20 protein-coding genes and 1 tRNA gene are annotated in these 18,114 nt (G+C 33.7%); 13 read left to right on the plus strand and 8 right to left on the minus strand.

The genetic code is table 11. The features are described from left to right. Position 1: 1 nt before the first annotated feature. Positions 2-763 (plus strand): lipopolysaccharide kinase InaA family protein, encoded by a 762-nt coding sequence (locus ICJ84_RS05690; protein ID WP_188215369.1) that lies wholly within the window; start codon positions 2-4, stop codon positions 761-763. Here ICJ84_RS05690 and ICJ84_RS05695 read toward each other — a convergent pair. Continuing rightward, positions 760-1,518, minus strand: coding sequence for a glycosyltransferase family 2 protein (locus ICJ84_RS05695; protein WP_188215370.1), 759 nt, complete (start codon positions 1,516-1,518; stop codon positions 760-762). The two genes, ICJ84_RS05690 and ICJ84_RS05695, sit on opposite strands and share 4 nt — an antisense overlap. 43 nt (positions 1,519-1,561) lie before the next feature. Between ICJ84_RS05695 and ICJ84_RS05700 the strand changes: the two genes are divergently transcribed. The 4 genes from ICJ84_RS05700 to ICJ84_RS05715 all read left to right on the plus strand — a co-directional run bounded on the left by ICJ84_RS05700 (position 1,562) and on the right by ICJ84_RS05715 (position 5,088). Beyond that, positions 1,562-2,386, plus strand: coding sequence for a glycosyltransferase family 2 protein (locus ICJ84_RS05700; protein WP_188215371.1), 825 nt, complete (start codon positions 1,562-1,564; stop codon positions 2,384-2,386). Continuing rightward, positions 2,364-3,203, plus strand: a complete 840-nt coding sequence (locus tag ICJ84_RS05705; protein ID WP_188215372.1) for a glycosyltransferase family 2 protein — start codon at positions 2,364-2,366, stop codon at positions 3,201-3,203. The genes ICJ84_RS05700 and ICJ84_RS05705 overlap by 23 nt, the downstream gene beginning before the upstream one ends. Before the next feature lie 175 nt (positions 3,204-3,378). Continuing rightward, positions 3,379-4,104: a DUF1919 domain-containing protein gene (locus ICJ84_RS05710; protein WP_188215373.1), complete on the plus strand. Its 726-nt coding sequence runs from the start codon at positions 3,379-3,381 to the stop codon at positions 4,102-4,104. Between the two features lie 174 nt (positions 4,105-4,278). After that, positions 4,279-5,088 (plus strand): glycosyltransferase family protein, encoded by an 810-nt coding sequence (locus ICJ84_RS05715; RefSeq protein WP_188215374.1) that lies wholly within the window; start codon positions 4,279-4,281, stop codon positions 5,086-5,088. A 4-nt stretch (positions 5,089-5,092) separates the two neighbouring features. Here the strand turns inward: ICJ84_RS05715 and ICJ84_RS05720 are convergent, their stop codons facing one another. Next, a complete protein-coding gene (locus ICJ84_RS05720) occupies positions 5,093-5,908 on the minus strand; it encodes a 2,3,4,5-tetrahydropyridine-2,6-dicarboxylate N-succinyltransferase (RefSeq protein WP_188215375.1) in 816 nt (271 codons plus the stop codon). Between the two features lie 333 nt (positions 5,909-6,241). On the opposite strand from ICJ84_RS05720, the gene ICJ84_RS05725 reads away from it, so the two are divergent. The 7 genes from ICJ84_RS05725 (at position 6,242) to ICJ84_RS05755 (ending at position 10,651) form a co-directional block, all read left to right on the plus strand. Further along, positions 6,242-6,550 carry a hypothetical protein gene (locus ICJ84_RS05725; protein ID WP_188215376.1) on the plus strand — a complete coding sequence of 103 codons (309 nt, stop codon included), beginning with the start codon at positions 6,242-6,244 and terminating at the stop codon, positions 6,548-6,550. Between the two features lie 143 nt (positions 6,551-6,693). Continuing rightward, entirely contained in the window at positions 6,694-7,104 is a 411-nt protein-coding gene (gene ruvX, locus ICJ84_RS05730; RefSeq protein WP_188215377.1) for a Holliday junction resolvase RuvX, read from the plus strand. Positions 7,105-7,170: 66 nt separating this feature from the next. After that, entirely contained in the window at positions 7,171-7,770 is a 600-nt protein-coding gene (locus tag ICJ84_RS05735) for a T9SS type A sorting domain-containing protein (protein WP_188215378.1), read from the plus strand. A 119-nt stretch (positions 7,771-7,889) separates the two neighbouring features. Then, positions 7,890-8,480 (plus strand): peptide deformylase, encoded by a 591-nt coding sequence (gene def, locus ICJ84_RS05740; RefSeq protein ID WP_188215379.1) that lies wholly within the window; start codon positions 7,890-7,892, stop codon positions 8,478-8,480. 54 nt (positions 8,481-8,534) lie between these two features. Then, positions 8,535-8,969, plus strand: a complete 435-nt coding sequence (locus tag ICJ84_RS05745; RefSeq protein WP_188215380.1) for a DUF5606 family protein — start codon at positions 8,535-8,537, stop codon at positions 8,967-8,969. Positions 8,970-9,114: 145 nt separating this feature from the next. Continuing rightward, positions 9,115-9,690, plus strand: a complete 576-nt coding sequence (locus tag ICJ84_RS05750) for a TlpA family protein disulfide reductase (protein WP_188215381.1) — start codon at positions 9,115-9,117, stop codon at positions 9,688-9,690. Continuing rightward, complete coding sequence (locus ICJ84_RS05755; RefSeq protein ID WP_188215382.1) at positions 9,683-10,651, plus strand: D-2-hydroxyacid dehydrogenase; 969 nt, start codon at positions 9,683-9,685, stop codon at positions 10,649-10,651. The genes ICJ84_RS05750 and ICJ84_RS05755 overlap by 8 nt, the downstream gene beginning before the upstream one ends. On the opposite strand, the gene ICJ84_RS05760 is transcribed toward ICJ84_RS05755, so the two are convergent. The 5 genes from ICJ84_RS05760 to ICJ84_RS05780 are packed head-to-tail and all read right to left on the minus strand — an operon-like array spanning position 10,644 to position 15,045. After that, complete coding sequence (locus tag ICJ84_RS05760; RefSeq protein WP_188215383.1) at positions 10,644-11,333, minus strand: lycopene cyclase domain-containing protein; 690 nt, start codon at positions 11,331-11,333, stop codon at positions 10,644-10,646. The two genes, ICJ84_RS05755 and ICJ84_RS05760, sit on opposite strands and share 8 nt — an antisense overlap. A 5-nt stretch (positions 11,334-11,338) precedes the next feature. After that, entirely contained in the window at positions 11,339-11,788 is a 450-nt protein-coding gene (locus ICJ84_RS05765; RefSeq protein WP_188215384.1) for a sterol desaturase family protein, read from the minus strand. A 9-nt stretch (positions 11,789-11,797) separates the two neighbouring features. Next, a complete protein-coding gene (locus tag ICJ84_RS05770; protein WP_188215385.1) occupies positions 11,798-12,637 on the minus strand; it encodes a phytoene/squalene synthase family protein in 840 nt (279 codons plus the stop codon). Then, a complete protein-coding gene (locus ICJ84_RS05775; protein WP_188215386.1) occupies positions 12,634-14,100 on the minus strand; it encodes a phytoene desaturase family protein in 1,467 nt (488 codons plus the stop codon). Before ICJ84_RS05775 ends, ICJ84_RS05770 begins: the two co-directional genes overlap by 4 nt. A gap of 45 nt (positions 14,101-14,145) precedes the next feature. Beyond that, complete coding sequence (locus ICJ84_RS05780) at positions 14,146-15,045, minus strand: MerR family transcriptional regulator (protein ID WP_188215387.1); 900 nt, start codon at positions 15,043-15,045, stop codon at positions 14,146-14,148. Positions 15,046-15,311: 266 nt separating this feature from the next. Here ICJ84_RS05780 and ICJ84_RS05785 point away from each other — a divergent pair, with 266 nt between their 5' ends. Next, positions 15,312-17,954, plus strand: coding sequence for a glycoside hydrolase family 3 protein (locus ICJ84_RS05785; protein ID WP_188215388.1), 2,643 nt, complete (start codon positions 15,312-15,314; stop codon positions 17,952-17,954). 58 nt (positions 17,955-18,012) lie between these two features. On the opposite strand, the gene ICJ84_RS05790 is transcribed toward ICJ84_RS05785, so the two are convergent. Continuing rightward, positions 18,013-18,097 (minus strand) — tRNA-Leu (locus tag ICJ84_RS05790). Positions 18,098-18,114 lie beyond the last annotated feature (17 nt).

Below are 18,114 nucleotides of genomic sequence, written 5' to 3' on the forward strand. Positions count from 1 at the left end.
GATGAAGAAAGTATTTGTAGAGGCTTATAAGTCCAAAGAAAAGGAGGTTTTAGAGATTATTGATAATTTTGATTATCAAGGAAATGAGATTGGGAATCAGGATAGAAACACCATCAAAACATTTACTTTCTACAATGAAGTTTTAAATGTAAAGGCATTTAAAATACCTAACATCTTTAACCAAATAGCCTATAAGTTTTTAAGAAAGAGTAAGGCCCAACGCTCTTTTGAATATGCTAATAAACTCATTAGTTTAAGTGTTGGCACTCCGAAACCAATAGCCTATCTAGAGCAAACAACGTCTTTATTATTCAAAAGGAGCTTTTATATTAGTGAGCATTTAGAATGCGATTTAACCTATAGAGAACTAACGAAGCAATTTGATTATCCAAATTACGACCCTATTTTAAGAGCATTCACAAGATTCACGTATTCGCTACACGAGAAGGGTATTCATTTTTTAGATCATTCACCAGGTAATACTTTAATTCGTAAAGAAGGTGAAGAATACAAATTTTATCTAGTAGATTTAAACAGAATGAATTTTGGTAATTTAGATTTTGAAACCCGTATCAAAAATTTTTCACGTTTAACTATTCATAAATCTATGGTAGAAGTTATGAGTGATGAGTATGCTAAAGTTTCAGGTTACGATTATGCGAAAGTGTTTAATCTTATGTGGAAAGAGACTTGTGATTTTCAGGAACGTTTTCACCGTAAAAAACGATTAAAAAAGAAGCTTAAGTTCTGGAAGAAAAACTAATTCCTCTGTTTTTCTAATTCTCTAAGCTTAGTATATTTTAAAAAGGTAATATTAGCGGTTTGTACACAGATAACAAATCCGTTTAAACCATCAAGAAACCCTAATCTTAAAAAGTATGCTTTAAAAAATGCCCAGGTTGGATTGAATAATATTTTCCAAATCGAAGAGGTTTTTCCTAAATCAAAATAAGCTTTTGCTGAAATACTAGAGAAATGTTCGGTCTTTAAATTGAACTCAGAATAGGTTTGGTATGTATAGTGTAGAATATCACCTTTTAGGAACCCGATTTTTTTAGAATTAGTTAATTGAATAGTTTCATGGATGTCTTTGCCCTTCCATTCAGCTTTTCGCCTATCGAAAACGCGTAATTTTTTATTCGGATACCAGTCGGAATATTTAATCCATTGTCCGCAAAAATTATTGAATCGGTTGCTGTAATATCCGTTTAACGTCCAGTTATCCTTTAATTTAAGAATAGATTGTTGAAGCGTTTCAGATAAGGCTTCATCGCCGTCAAGGGAAACAATATAATCGTAACTAGCTTGGGTAAGTGCAAAGTTCTTTTGTTCGATATAACCTAAGAACTTTTGTTCAACAAACTTTACTTTATATCTAGTGCAAATAGCTTTAGTGTTATCGGTTGAGAATGAATCTACAACAACTATTTCATCAACGACATTTACTAAAGACTGTAAGCATTTTTCAATGTTACGTTCTTCGTTAAATGTGATAATAACCCCCGATAGTTTAATCATATTCTTTATTTAAGGTTCGTCAAAAATAGTTATTTTTGCGGCAATGAGCATACTAAAAGCATCAGTAATCATAAGTACTTATAACCAGCCGGAATGGTTAGAGAAAGTACTTTGGGGTTATGAAGTTCAAACCGAAACCAATTTTGAAATCGTAATAGCCGATGATGGCTCGGGTCAGTCTACAAAACAGCTTATCGACCGTTTTATTCAACATACTAAGCTTAAAATTATACACGTTTGGCAGGAAGATGATGGTTTTCAGAAGACTAAAATTCTTAATAAAGCCATTTTAAAAACGGCTTCAGATTATTTGATTTTTACCGATGGTGACTGTATTCCGCGAAACGATTTTGTAGAAACTCATTTAGCATTACGCAAACCCAATACGTTTTTGTCGGGCGGATATTTTAAACTTCCGCAGGGAATTTCAAAAGCGATTTCAAAAGAAGATATAGAAAATCAAAATTGTTTTCAATTGAAATGGTTATTGGAGCACGGATTAAAAAAGACATTTAAAACTAATAAATTGACTGCTTCAGGAATAAAGGCGAGGTTATTAAATACGTTTACACCAACCAAAGCGACTTTTGATGGGATGAATGTGTCTGGGTGGAAACAACATATAATAGATGTGAATGGATTTGATGAACGAATGCAGTATGGAGGCGAAGATCGAGAGATTGGCGAACGCTTAATGAATTGCGGAATTGCATTTAAACAAATAAGATATAGTGCGATTTGTGTACATTTGCATCACGATAGACCTTATAAAAACGAGGAAGCTTTAAATAAAAATCAAGCTATTCGAAAAGTCACAAAAACAAAGAAATCTAAGACAACAAAGTTTGGAATCACAAAGCACATATAAAACACCTGAAATATCAATAATAATAAGTACATATAATTCCGAGGCATGGTTAGAAAAAGTGCTGTGGAGTTATGAGGCACAAACCTTTAAAGATTTTGAAATTGTTATTGCTGATGATGGTTCGAAACAGCCGACGTTCGATTTAATTGAACGTATGCAAAAGGAAGTGCATTATCCCATTATTCATGTGTGGCATGAAGATAACGGATTTCAGAAATCACAAATATTAAACAAAGCCATTGTAAAATGTAATGCCGATTATATTTTAATGAGTGATGGCGATTGCCTTGCCAGAGCAGATTATGTTCAGGTGCATATTAAAAACAAAGAAAAGGGGTATTTCTTGTCTGGTGGGTATTTTATGTTACCCATGTCCATTTCCGAAACCATTACAAAAAAAGATATCTTATCTCAGGATTGTTTTAAGTTATCCTGGCTGAAATCTCAAGGGTTACAATCATCATTTAAGAACAACAAGTTAACGGCTTCCGGATTAAAAGAAAAATTATTAAATAAATTAACACCAACCAATGCAAGCTGGAATGGACATAATGCTTCGGGTTGGAAATCGGATATTCTTGCGGTGAATGGATTTGATGAACGGATGCAATATGGGGGACAGGATCGTGAGTTAGGTGAGCGTTTATTTAACTTAGGTATAAAATCAAAACAAATACGATACAGTGCGATTTGTTTGCATTTAGATCACCCTAGAGGTTATAAAAATCAGGAATCCATTAATAAAAATTTAGCCATTCGAGCGACTACTAAAGAGCAAAAACTTAGCTGGACAAATTTCGGAATTAAGAAAGACTAAATTGTCCATTCTAACGTACATAATTATATGTTCGATACACCAAAAGTATTGCTTACTAAAAGTTATATAGTAAATATTGAGATATGGATTTAGTTTTAGCTCTGTGTTAAGCTTTAAAAAAGGAAGTATTATCGAACTCCAATAGAGGTTGATAATAATTAAAACAAATAGAGGAATGGTATCATTAAAATTTGCAACTATTCGTTTTTCTTGGGTAAGATTAAAAGCAATCTTTTTGCATTTGGAATTTTTTATCAGGAGAAAAATTAACAAACACTTTAAAAATAAAGATGTAGCGTTATTGAAAAATACAGATTTTGTAATAATTGCCAATAATTGTTTTGCAGGTCAAGTTTATAAGAGTTTTGGACTTCCGTATAATACGCCTTTTGTAGGAATGTTTTTATATGGTCCCTGCTACTTAAAACTGCTTCAGGATTTTAAAAGGTATATGAATGAAGAATTGGTTTTTGTAGAAGAGTCGGTTTATAAGGATAGAGAAAAAACGTATCCAGTGGCAAAATTAGGTGATATTGAATTGCATTTTTCACATTATAATTCAGAAAAAGAAGCTTCAGAAAAATGGCATCGCAGAAGAAATAGAATGCTGGAAAATTTCGATTTAGATAATTTTTATTTTATTATTAGTGATAGGGAACGTGTTGATGATGAGGTGATTAAAGATTTTCATAAATTACCGTTTAAGAATAAACTTTCCTTTGGAGCAAAAACTATTGATAGTCTAGGAGCTTTTGAGCATGTTGCCCTTTTTCAGGCTTTTAAAAGAAAGCAAACTCAGGCCTTAGGAGGAACTAAATTATTTAAAATTTCACCTTTGTATTTTGACTTTGAAAATTGGATTAATGAAAAAGAAATTAGAAGAACTAGATTTAACTATTGATTAAATTAGTTGTTAAAGTTAAGTTTGAAATATTCGATGGTATTTTTTGTTCAAATTCTTAATTGGAGTATAAAAAAAGCGGGAATATAGTTATAAAAATTAGACAATAGCTACATAATAAGAAAGTACAGAAGCTAGCTTTACAAATTACGGAATTATAAAAACACAGAGTCAATGAAATTAAAGGAAATTCCAGTGTCTTTAATAAAGACAATTAAACTTGGTCTACTATCAGCTGAAAAAATAAAATCTAAAAAAGGTAATGAGTTTCCTGTGATTGTGTCGTTAACAACTATTCCATACCGTTTATCTAAGGTTCACTTGGTTATTAGAAGTGTTTTATCGCAAAGTGTTCGTCCAAGTCATATTGTTTTATGGATTAACGAAGATATGCAATCTCATATTCCAAATTCGTTAAAACAGCTTGAAGGAGATATTTTTCAAATTAAATTAACAAAACTTCATTGTTCACATAAAAAGCTTATTCATTCTTTGGAATTGTTTAAAGATTTGCCAGTTGTTACATGTGATGATGATGTTATTTATGATAAGAACTGGTTGAAATCGCTTGTTGAAACTCATCAAAAATACCCGGATTCTGTGGTTGCGCATCGCGTACGTTGCATAAAATATGATGATAAAGGGGCTCTTTTGCCATACAAACAATGGAAATGTGATGGAAAGGAAGATGAGAAATGGTTTTTACCGATTGGATCAGAAGGTATATTATATCCAGCCAATCAATTTTCAGAGTTAATTAGGAATGATAAATTATTTTTGGAGTTAGCACCTAAAGCGGACGATTTATGGTTCAAGGCTGTTGCTTTAGTAGAAGGAGTAGACTGTAAAAAAGTAGAGTCCCCAGTTAAGGATACAATACCTATTATGGGGACTCAAAAAGTTTCTTTGAAGAAAGAAAATGTATCGGAAGATAAAAATACTTCTCAGTGGCAAGCCTTAGAGAAGCATTTTAACTTGAAATAGTTTTTTATACCGCTACATCGTTATCACGAAGTGCATCGTTTAATGATGTTTTCTTATCTGTACTTTCTTTACGTTTACCAATAATTAAAGCACAAGGAACTTGGTATTCACCAGCAGCGAACTTTTTAGTGTAGCTTCCTGGAATTACAACGGAGCGAGCAGGAACGCGACCTTTCATTTCTATAGGTTCGTCACCGGTTACATCAATAATTTTAGTACTCATTGTTAATACCACGTTAGCCCCTAATACGGCTTCTTTTTCAACGTGAACACCTTCAACCACGATACAACGTGAACCAACGAATACGTTATCTTCAATAATTACCGGAGCAGCTTGTAATGGCTCTAAAACACCTCCAATACCAACACCACCAGATAAGTGTACATTTTTACCAATTTGTGCACAGCTACCAACCGTTGCCCAAGTATCAACCATAGTGCCTTCGTCAACATAAGCACCAATATTTACATAACTTGGCATTAAAATGGTACCCGGAGAAATATAAGCACCATGTCTTGCAACAGCGTGAGGTACTACACGAATACCTTTTTCGGCATAACCAGTTTTTAAGGGGATTTTATCGTGGAATTCTAACGGACCACATTCGATAGTTTCCATTTTTTGAATAGGGAAGTATAATACCACGGCTTTCTTTACCCATTCGTTTACTTGCCAACCGTTTTCTACAGGTTCAGCTACTCTTAATTCTCCCTTATCAACTAGGTCAACCACCTTTCTAATTGCAGATGTTGTGTTTTCATCTTTTAAAAGGTTTCTGTTTTCCCAAGCTTGTTCAATTATTTCTCTTAATTCTGTCATTCTTAATAAAATTTTGTACAAATATAAGATGTATAGCTTAAAAACGAGATACGAAATGATAATTAAAATCGATTCGTCGGAAGTGAAAATTGATGTCGTTTATCGGAGTTTTTTCATATGCTTTTTGGGGTTTTTATCTGATAAAGGAAAAGTAATAATCGATGAAATGCATTTTGCGTGTTTTTAGTCTTAAAAAACAGCTGTTTTGTCTGTTTGTCGATAAAAATATGTGTCTCTTCTAATAAACGAAAATACAGCGTTTTACAACTATTTTATTGTGTCAAGGCTTAAGTGTCAATATATCTTTGGAGTGTAATCAAAACCCAAATCGACATGAAAACAAATATCTACATACTAATCGTTTTTTTATTTTCAGTTTCTTTCGCAGGTGCTCAAAACACAGTAGAGGTGACTTCTAATGAAACTAACAGTACCGTTTTAGTGTCTAATGATGATAATGCAGTTGTGGCTTCTGAAGAAAATACTTCTAAAAACAAAGAGGTTTTATTTATCAAAGCTACTGAAGTTAAAGAGGTTATTGCAAAAACGACCAGCGATATTAGAAAGTACTTTAACAAGACTAGAAATGTAGATAATTTAAGTTTGCTATTTCCTAAAATAAATAAGGCTGAAAAAGCATAAGGATAAGGGACTCAATTTTGAGTGTTGATATTTTAAGATTAAGTTAGAGAAGACCACCTTTTTTTAGGTGGTTTTTTTATGAAATAAATTGAATTTCCTACAGTATATGCAGATAAAATATTATTTTTGTTTAAACACAAATTATGGCCCGAATTTTAGCAATCGATTATGGAATGAAACGCACAGGAATTGCTGTTACCGATGAGTTACAAATCATTGCCTCCGGATTAACGACGGTTAATACTAAAGAATTACTTCCCTTTTTAAAAGATTACACAGAAAAAGAAACTGTTGAGTTATTTGTGGTAGGTGAGCCTAAACAAATGGATAATACAGCTTCAGAAAGTGAAGTGCTAATTCAACCGTTTTTAGAAAAATTAAAAAAGCAGTTCCCAAATATACCAGTTTACAGAGTTGATGAACGTTTCACATCTAAAATGGCTTTTCAAACCATGATAGACAGTGGATTAAAGAAGAACCAACGAAAGAATAAAGCCCTGATTGATGAAATAAGTGCGACGCTTATCCTACAGAGCTATTTGTATTCTAAATGATGAAGATGTTATGGTTTAATGAAAAATAATTATATTTAATTATAACTAACACTAAACCATTAATTTATGAAACAAATTTACTTTTTATGCTTAGCTGCCTTTTTAGGTTTTAACATGGCGTATGCCGAACCTTGTCCTGCTGGAGGAGGAACTTTAATTAACGGAACAGTTATCGTATTTTATTACCCAGACGGAACTTCTTTTTGTAATAGCAGGCCACAAACCATTCAGGTAAAAGACAATACTACTGAGGTAATTTCTACGTTTACCTTAGGAAGTTGTACAGAAAATATTTCTAATTACAATCTTAATACGGGAGATTCTCCGCTTTCAGGAGCAGGATTTGAAGTAACTACAGGTTTTGACACTACTTGTTCCTATTCGAATGGAACTCTTCCTGTTGAGGCTTTTGTCGAGTTATCTAAAGATTTAAAAATATACCCGAGTCCGGTATTTGGAGGCAATGAAATTCAGCTAACCTTTGGTTTAAATACAACTGCAAAAATTGAAGTTTTCAATATCACCGGTAAAATGGTTCTAAGAGATAGTGTTGCTGATAGAACGTCTAAATCAATAAATATAGGAAGTCTGGTTAACGGATTATACATGGTAAAAATAGCAACCGATTATGGTTCAATTACGAGAAAAATTGTCATTTCAAAATAATAAGAAATCTTCATATCATATAAACTCCCTAAGTTTCAGGGAGTTTTTTTATGGATTTCTTTAACAGATTTTATTTTTTAGAATTGTATTTTTGCACCAAATATAACAGATAACAAAATATGATATTACCTATTGTAGCTTATGGCGACCCTGTTTTGAAAAAAGTAGGAGAAGATATAGATCAAAATTACCCGGATTTAAATGTGTTAATCGATAATATGTTTGAAACCATGTATAACGCCTATGGTGTAGGGTTAGCAGCGCCGCAAATAGGCTTACCAATACGTTTGTTTGTTATCGATGCGACACCGTTTTCTGAAGACGAAGATTTGACAAAAGAAGAACAAGAAGCTTTAAAAGGTTTTAAGCGCGTGTTTATAAATGCAACCATTGTTAAGGAAGAAGGCGAAGAGTGGGCATTTAACGAAGGTTGTTTAAGTATTCCAGATGTTCGTGAAGATGTATTCAGAAAACCAAAAGTTACTATTGAGTATTTAGATGAGAATTTCAATGAGAAAACTGAAGTTTTCGATGGTTTGGTTGCGCGTGTTATTCAACATGAGTACGACCATATCGAGGGTGTGTTGTTTACCGATAAATTATCGGCTTTAAAAAAGCGTTTAATTAAAGGACGTTTAAGTAACATCTCGAAAGGAAAAATAAATGTGGATTACAGAATGCGTTTTCCAGCCCAAAAAAAGAAACGATAATATTTGCAAGACATCAATAAACAGTTGATATTTGCGACTTTCAAAAAATAATTTATGAGTTTAGATAAAGTACTTTCAATAGCAGGAAAACCGGGTTTATACAAGTTAGTAGCTCAAACACGTGCTGGTTTTGTTGCAGAATCATTAGTAGATAACAAGCGTATATCGGTAGGTATTCAGCAAAATGTAAGTGTATTAAGCGAAATAGCTATTTATACATTAGAAGAAGAAGTGCCTTTAAGACAGGTTTTTGAAAATATTAAAGCTAAAGAAAACGGAGCCCAAACTTCGGTTTCTCCAAAGGATAGTAAAGATAAATTAGAAGAGTACTTCTTCGGGATTTTACCAAATTACGATGAAGACCGTGTGTATGCCAGCGATATCAAAAAAGTAATTCAGTGGTATAACTTATTACAAAAACATGATCTTTTAGACAGCCTAGCTGAAGAAGCCGAAGCTGAAACGGTTTCTGCGGAAGAAGAGAAATAATTTGACTTAAATATATTTGAAAACCTCCATTCATGGAGGTTTTTTTGTGCTTTAAATTTAACTCTTAAACGTTAATTTTTAGACAAATGGTCGGGGTTTCATAATCTTATTTTTTAGTTTTACAATTCAATTATATCCTATATTTATGGCTATTTCTAAAGAAAAGTTCAAAAACATTTTATTTTTTATCGTAATCGGACTTTTACTTATTCCGAAAACGCGTAAACCTATTCAGGTTTTTCTTCAAAAAGGAATCGCCATGTTTGGTCCGTCGTTAGAATCGACGGATGATTTAAAGACGATTTCGGATTATAATTGGATGTTGAAAGACGAGAATCAGGAAACTTATCATTTTCAATCAGCGCAAGGTAAGGTGGTTTTGATTAATTTTTGGGCGACTTGGTGTCCGCCATGTATTGCCGAAATGCCAAGCATGCAAAAGCTGTTTGATGATTACAAGGGTAAGGTGGAATTTTTGTTTGTTACCAGTGACGATTTCTCCGAGGTAAATACTTTTTTAAAGGATAATAATTATACGTTTAAAGTCTATCAACCCGCTACGCAATACCCTGAATATTTTGATGTGACGACCATTCCTAGAACATTTTTAATTGATCATTCCGGACAAATAATTATAGATGAAAGCCGAAGTGCCAATTGGAATAGTGATAAAGTTAGAACGACAATAGATAATTTGTTAAAAGCATCAGCAAATGAATAAGAAGATAGTTGTTTTAGATGGATATACTTTAAATCCGGGAGATTTAAGCTGGGAAGGGATTTCGCAATTCGGTGATTTAAAAGTGCATGATCGAACAGGATTTGATTCAAACACTATAATTGAAGCGATTGGCGATGCTGAAATTGTTTTTACAAACAAAACACCATTACCTGCCGAAGTTTTGAAACGAGGATCAAACATAAAATACATAGGTGTTTTGGCTACAGGTTATAATGTGGTTGATGTTGTTGCAGCTAAGGCATTAGGAATCACGGTAACTAATATTCCATCTTACGGAACAACAGCCGTGGCACAGTTCACTATGGCTTTGTTACTGGAATTATGTCATCATATAGGTGCGCATAATCAAGCCGTTCAGTCCGGAGAATGGACAAAGTCGGCCGATTTTTGCTTTTGGAATTCGCCTTTAATTGAGCTTGAAGGTAAAACCATGGGAATTGTGGGGTTTGGTCGTATTGGCCAGGCTGCAGCAAAAATGGCGCAAGTTTTCGGGTTAAATATTCTGGCTTATAGCCGAACTAAAAAGTCTGATTTAGAATCTAAAACCTGCAAGTTTGTGGACTTAGATGAATTATTGAAAAAATCTGATATAATAAGTTTACATTGTCCGTTATTTGAAGATACAGAAGGTATTATCAATAAAACGAATATTGCTAAAATGAAAGATGGCGTGATGTTAATTAATACCTCTCGAGGAGGCTTGGTAGTTGAAGCGGATTTAGCTGAAGCTTTGAATTCCGATAAAATTGCTGGAGCGGCGGTAGATGTGGTTTCTAAAGAACCTATTTCAGTCGATAACCCGTTGTTACATGCTAAAAATTGTATTATAACACCTCATATCGCCTGGGCAACCAAAGCAGCAAGAACGAGATTAATGACTACAGCTGTCAATAATTTAGGGTCTTATTTAAAGGGAAATCTTGTAAATGTGGTTAATTAGTTTTTCGGTTTTCAAATATTTTAATGATATATAAATTCAGAAGAATTAAAGAAAAGGCATAAATGCTATCCTCAACAGGGATGGTAAACATACGTATTCCCAGATTTTCACTGTCGTTGTACCAAACGACTTCATTGGGGATAAAACTTCCGGTTAAGATGCCATTCACAATGAAAAAGGGAATAAGCATTACTAAAAACGTTAAAAGATAACTTTGTAAAATTTCAGAAGATTTAGTTATTACAACACATGTTAAAATGGTTGCAACACCAAAATTAATGAGTGTGTACCATTTGTCTGTATTATAAATAGCAACTACAAAAAATAAAAAAATAAGCAAATAACTAACAAGCTTGGTTGTTTTATTCTTCAGTTTTAAATTCGGAAAATAGTATAGTAAAGCGTAGTGGGTAAACACACAGGCATAAGGAATACAAATAAAAAATAGCCATTCTTCAACTGGAAGTCCTAAAATGGTTTTGCCTAAATAATAAGTCGGGTTAAATCCCCAATATTGGTTAATAGTAAAAAACACATCCCAGGGAATAAATAGAAGCATTCCAGCAAGAATTCCTAAAGCTAATCCCTTCCAATGGGTATAAAATTTTAGCTTGGGGTGAAAGCTAAACAGAAAGGGAACAGAAAGTGACCCTAAGTTTAGTAATAAATATAGGTAATTCATGAAATTTATTGTTTGAAATACTTAAAAGGGACAAATAACATTCCGAAACATTCGCCATCTTCTTTACCTATATGTTTATGGTGCATTTTATGTGCTCTTCTGATACCTTTAGCATACCAGTTATTGGCATTTCTGAAGATTTTAAAACGCTGATGAATAAAAATGTCATGTACCATAAAATAACAGAACCCATAAGCAAAAATACCTAATCCTATAGGTAAGCCCGGCCAAAAGCTGGTGTATTTCCAAAGTAAAAAGAACCCAATACTAATTACGGCGTAAAATATGAAGAACGCATCGTTACGCTCAAACCAGTTATCATGGTCTTTTTTGTGGTGGTCTTTATGTAAACGCCATAAAAAACCATGCATGATGTATTTATGAGTAAACCACGCCATAAATTCCATAAAGCAAAACGTTGCTAAAAAAATAAGGATCCAATAGACTATTTGCATGACTTAAAGTTACATTAAATTTAATTGATACTTGACATAACTACGCATTAAGAGTTCTATTTTTTTAGGATTGGAAACACGTATTCTGGTATTTTTAATATGTAGCGCCGGAGTCTTTTGTAATTTTTTTAGCAATTGCTTATAGTAGCGGTATGCCATGAATACTCCAAATTTAGCTTCTATTGGAAGTTTTTTTATCCCATGTAAACCTCTTTCGAAATCGTATTCAATATCTTCAATAATTTGCTCTTTGGAGGTTTCGTCGAGTTCGTCTAAGTTGATATTTGGGAAATAACTACGATTTAAACCTTCTGTATCGGCTTTTAAATCTCTTAAGAAATTTACTTTTTGAAAGGCAGAGCCTAAAGACATTGCTGATGCTTTAAGCTCTTCAAACTTTCTGCTATCACCTTTTACAAATACTTTTAAACACATTAAGCCAACTACATCGGCAGAGCCGTAAATATAGTTTTTGTATTCTTCAACGGTATTGTAATCATTTTTATTCAAATCTAAGCGCATGCTTTGCATAAAAGCATCAACCATGTCTTTTGTGAGATTGTATTTGTAATACGTATGTTGAAATGCATTTAGGATAGGATTTAAACTAATGCGATTTTTCAAGGCATCGTTTAAATCATCTTCAAATTTATTGAATAAAGTTTCTTTGTCGTAATCGTTAAATGAATCGACAATTTCATCGGCAAATCTTACAAAGCCATAAATGTTATAAATATCGTCACGTATGGAATTCGATAACATTTTGGTAGCAAGAGAAAACGATGTACTGTAGGCATTGGTTACTATCTTACTGCAGTTGTAAGACACCGTGTCGAATAATGCTTTCATAGGCTATGGTGTTTGATTACTAAATCGGCTACTAATTTTCCTGAGATTAATGAAGGAGGAACGCCGGGGCCAGGAACCGTTAACTGGCCGGTGAAATACAAATTGTTTACTTCTTTACTTTTTAATTTGGGTCTTAAAAAAGCAGTTTGCATTAGTGTATTGGCCATGCCGTAGGCATTGCCTTTAAATGAATTATAATCGTTAATGAAATCGTTGATACAAAAGCTTTCTTTAAATATTATGTGTTGTTTAATGTTTTGTGAGGTTAAATCTTCTAAGCGATTTGTAATTTTATTGAAATATGTCTCTCTTAATTCTGGTGTGTCTGTCAATCCGGGAGCTAACGGAATTAAAAATATGCCAGCTTCTTTGCCTTCAGGGGCTGTGCTTTCATCTGTTTTACTTGGGAAACTAGCGTAGAATAATGGTTTTTCAGGCCATTCGGGAGTGTCGTAAATGGCTTTGGCATGAAGATCAAAATCTACATCAAAAAATAAGGTGTGATGATCAACATTCTCAACTTTTTTATCAAAACCAACATAAAATAGAAGTGAAGACGGCGCAAAGGTTTTTTTGTTCCAATAGTTTTCCGAGTACTGTCTGAAAGGTTTATCTAATAAGGTTTCTGTATGGTGATAATCGGCACCACTCACAATAATATCAGCTGAATATGTTTTTCCGTTTGAAATGATACCTGAAGCTTTTCTATTACTTACGATAATTTTTTCAACAGGGTTTTCAGTTTTGATTTTTACACCAAGTTCTTCCGCAAGACTTTTTAAGGCCAGAATAACTTGGTACATGCCTTTTTTGGGGTGAAATGTTCCAAGACCAAAATCGGCGTAGTTCATGAAATTGTAAAACGAAGGCGTATCACTTGGTTTGGCGCCCAAGAATAACACTGGAAATTCTAAAATTTGGGCCAGTCGTTTGTTTTTAAACGATTTTCTAACATCTTTTTTAATGTTGCTAAAAAACTGATTGAGTTTTTTTATTGTTTCAGGGGTTATTAACTCCAGAGGAGATACGCCCGGATTGTAAACTAAATCTTTTATGGCGATGTCGTAATTGCTCTTCGCTTTGTTTATAAAAGATTTGAGTTTAACTGAACTACCTGGTTCTTCCTTTTCAAAGGCTTTGCATATTTTATCTAAAGTGTCTTCGATGGTGATATAATCGTTTTTTCCAAAGTAAACACTGTAGGCAGGATTAAGCTTTTCTAGATTATAATAATCTGATGGTTTTTTATTGAAATCACAAAAAAAGCGTTCAAATACGTCGGGCATCCAATACCAGGTTGGACCTATGTCAAATGTAAAACCATCTTTTTTTAATTGACGTGCACGACCACCAATAGTAGTGTTTTTTTCAAAAATTGTGACCTCATATCCTGCTTTAGCCAAATAGCATGATGCAGCTAGAGAAGAAAAACCGGAACCTAAAATTATAATTGTTGTTTTCATTTTGTTGAACAAATATAGTAAAAAGTTAAACAAAATGAATTTCTATCACATTTCTTTAACTAAATTTTTTATGCTTTGATAAACTTTAACCTTTTCAGGTAATTGAGAATGGTTAAGGTTAATAGTTTTATTGCCTAGTAAATAAAGATAAGATTTGTTCTCTATTAATAATAATTCATTAAAATCTTTTATGTAAGTTTCAATTAAATCTTCTTCAGGGAAAATGGTGAAATAGGAGATAAACGTGATGTTGTCGAAAAATTCATAAAGTTCATAAAGGTTTGCGGTAGGTACGCTTGGACCCAGAAAAATGGTTTGGTAACCTTTGCTTTTTAAAAGGTAATTAATGAAAAGCAGACCAATATCATGAATTTCGTTGTCTGGCAGGAAAAGAACAAATGTTCTGGAATCAGAAGCATTTTCAAAGTCGCCTAATTTTTCGGTACTTAGCAATAGTTTCTGTTTGATAAGTACTGAAATAAAATGTTCGTGTACCGGTGTTATTGTGTTTGTTTGCCACAGTAACCCGATTTCGTTGAGTAGTGGAAGAAATACTGAGTAAAATACCTCCTCAAAGGACTGTTCCTTTAACAAGTTGTTATAGGTTTTGTCGAATAGAGACTGATCAAAATTAATCATAGCCATTTTAAACGCATTGATGGCGAAACTATCTTTGTTACTTTCTGCTACTATTTCTTTAACTTTTATTGCGATTTCATCTTCGTTTAAGTCGGCTATTTTTGAAACTTTAAAACCATTGTTGTTTAAGTATGCAATGTTTAATAGCTTTTGAAGGCTGGCTGTGTTATAAGTTCTTATGTTGGTATCAGTGCGGTTAGGCTCTAATAAATTATAGCGTTTTTCCCAGATTCTAATGGTATGTGCTTTGATGCCGGAGAGGTTTTCAAGATCTTTAATACTGAAATTGACACGAATCTTGTTCATTTTTTTTTGAATTTAGCTAAACAAAAATAATGAATAACTGTTTAAAATTGAACGTATTTCTTCAAAATCATTAAAAAATGTCTTTAAGTCCATAGAAATAAACGCTCGTCGAAAAAACTCCTTCAAATAATGTGTTAATTCTAATATTGTGTAAGTTATGTGTAATTGTATTTTGTTTATCATTTAAATTAATATTGATATAAAAATGAGTAATCATGAATGAAATGTGATTGTCCAATGATTTTGTTAAAAGAAAAGCTTTAGATATGAAAAAGATAATTTCAGCATTAATAGTGGTTTTGAGCTCATTCTATTTCGGATTTGCTCAAAAATATCCTTATCAGAATTCGAATTTGCCGGTAGAAGAACGTTTGTCTGATCTGTTAAGCCGTATGACTTTAGAAGAGAAAGTGCGTCAAATGGATATGTATAAAGGAGAATTTTTTAAAGAAGGTGAAGATTTTTCTAAATCGAAAACCAATGAGAAAATTGGCGATTTAGGCGTTGGAGCTATCCATGACATTTATCCTCGTTCAGCAAAGATGATTAACGATCTTCAAAAAAATGTTATAAAAAATAACCGTTGGGGGATTCCAGTGCTAATTATGTGTGAAATGTTGCATGGATATTTAGATGAAGGTAGCACCGCTTTTCCAATGAATATAGGACTTGGGGCTACCTGGGATAAAAACTTAATGGAAAAAGTAGGGGGTGTAATCGGATGTGAAGCTCGTGCTCACGGTGTACATTTTGGTTTAGGACCGGTTCTGGGAATTGGTCGTGAACCGCGTTGGGGGCGTGTTGCAGAGACCTTTGGGGAGGACACGTATTTGGCAGGAGAGCTTGGTTTGGCAATGGTTAGAGGAATGCAGGGAGATACCTTGGCTTCTGACCGATCAATAATTGCTGAGCCTAAGCATTTTGCGGTACACAGTTATCCTCAGGCAGGTGGTAATTCGTCACCAGTTATTGTAGGAGAACGAACTGCACGTGAAGATTTCTTGCCAACATTTGAAAAAGTTTATAAGCAAGGAGGTGCTTTAGGAGCGATGTGTGCCTATTCCGAGTTGGATGGTATTCCTTGTGCGGCGAATCATTGGTTGTTGACTGATGTTTTGAGAAAAGAATGGAATTTTAAAGGTATTGTTGTTTCTGATTTAGGAGCAATAAAATATATACAAACCACACATTATGTAGCCGATTCACCAAAAGAGAGTATTCGTCAGGCCGTTTCAGCGGGAGTTGATATGCAGTTCTATGATTTTTCAAATGAGTTTTGGCAGGAAACCTTGATAGAATTGGTAAACGAAGGAAAACTGTCAATGAAAGATATTGATCGCGCTGCTGGAGGGGTTTTAAGGCTTAAATTTTTATTAGGGTTATTTGAAAATCCATATACCGAAAAAGGATTGATTGAAACCCGTTTTCACTCTAAGGAAAATCAAGAAATTGCATTAGAGGCAGGTCGTAAATCAATTAGCTTACTTAAAAATCAAAACAAGTTATTGCCATTGAGTAAGGACATGAAAACTATTGCTGTTATTGGTCCAAATGCTGATGCATCTCGACTAGGTGGGTATTCAGTGAAAAATAAGGTGGCAACTACAGTTTTGGAAGGTATTAAATTAGTTGCCGGAAAGAATGTAAATGTACTTTATGAAGAAGGTGTACCACTAATTGTAAAGGGGCAAATTATTCCTTCTAAGTATTTATTTACGCCGGATGGAAAGCAGAATGGATTAAGGGGGGAGTATTTTAATAATAGAAAAGTAGAAGGCAAACCGGTTTTAACACGTATTGACAATGAATTACAATTCGATTGGCCTTGGAATCCAGGAGAAGGTGTTAATGATGATGATTTTTCAATTCGTTGGACAGGTTATATCCAATCGGATACGTCTTTTGATGGGTGGATTGGTTTAAGTTCAGATGACGGTATTAGAATGTGGATTGATGATCAATTGGTAATTGACAATTGGACTAAAGGAGCCACTAGTATTGTTACTACACCAAAAAATATTGAAGCAGGAAAGCGGTATAAAGTGCGTATAGAAATGTGGGAAGGCGGCTGGGGAGCCCGTGCACATTTACGTTGGAATTTGGAAAAAATAAATTTACAACCTGCAATTGACATTGCTAAACAAGCAGATGTAGCTGTAGTGGTTTTAGGAGAGTCGAGAGAGTTGGTGGAAGAAAATAGGGATGTCGCCACCTTAGATTTGCATGGCATGCAACAAGAGTTAATTGAAGTTATTAAAAATACAGGAACACCAGTGGTGTGTGTATTATTAAACGGGCGTCCGCTTTCAATAAACTGGATAAATGAACATGTACCAGCTATTTTAGAGGCTTGGTTTCCCGGTGAAGCCGGAGGGCGCGCGGTGGCAGACGTGTTGTTTGGAGATTATAATCCAGGAGGACGATTACCTATAACTTTTCCTAAGTCTGTAGGGCAATTACCTATTTACTATAATCAAAAACCATCAGCAATTCACAGATATGTAAGCGAAAGTGAGAATCCGTTGTACACCTTTGGTTATGGATTAAGCTATACGACTTTTGAATATTCAAATTTAAGATTAAGTTCGGAAGAAATAAATATTGAAGGTAAAGTTGTAGTTTCAGTAGATGTAAAAAATACGGGAGACTATGATGGAGATGAAGTCGTTCAGTTGTATTTAAATGATATATATAGTAGTGTGACTACACCTCATAAAGCATTAAAAGGTTTTGAGAGGGTTTTTATTAAAAAAGGAGAAACCAAACATGTTGAATTTGAATTATCTTCTGATGAATTAGCGATTTGGAATAGAGAAATGAAACGAGTTGTAGAACCAGGCGAATTTGAAGTTATGGTTGGAGGAAACTTTAAAGATGTTTTAAAAGCAAAGTTTATTGTGATAGAATAAAATAAATATCAATAAAAAAACCTCGAGAATAATTCTCGAGGTTTTTTTATTAATTAAGTGCGCACGAGAAGACTCGAACTTCCACATTCTAAGCGAATACCAGCCCCTCAAGCTGGCGCGTCTACCAATTCCGCCACGTGCGCTAAATATAATGAACAAT

It is taken from the genome of Aestuariibaculum suncheonense (assembly GCF_014596935.1).
In the GTDB taxonomy this organism is placed as follows: domain Bacteria; phylum Bacteroidota; class Bacteroidia; order Flavobacteriales; family Flavobacteriaceae; genus Aestuariibaculum; species Aestuariibaculum suncheonense.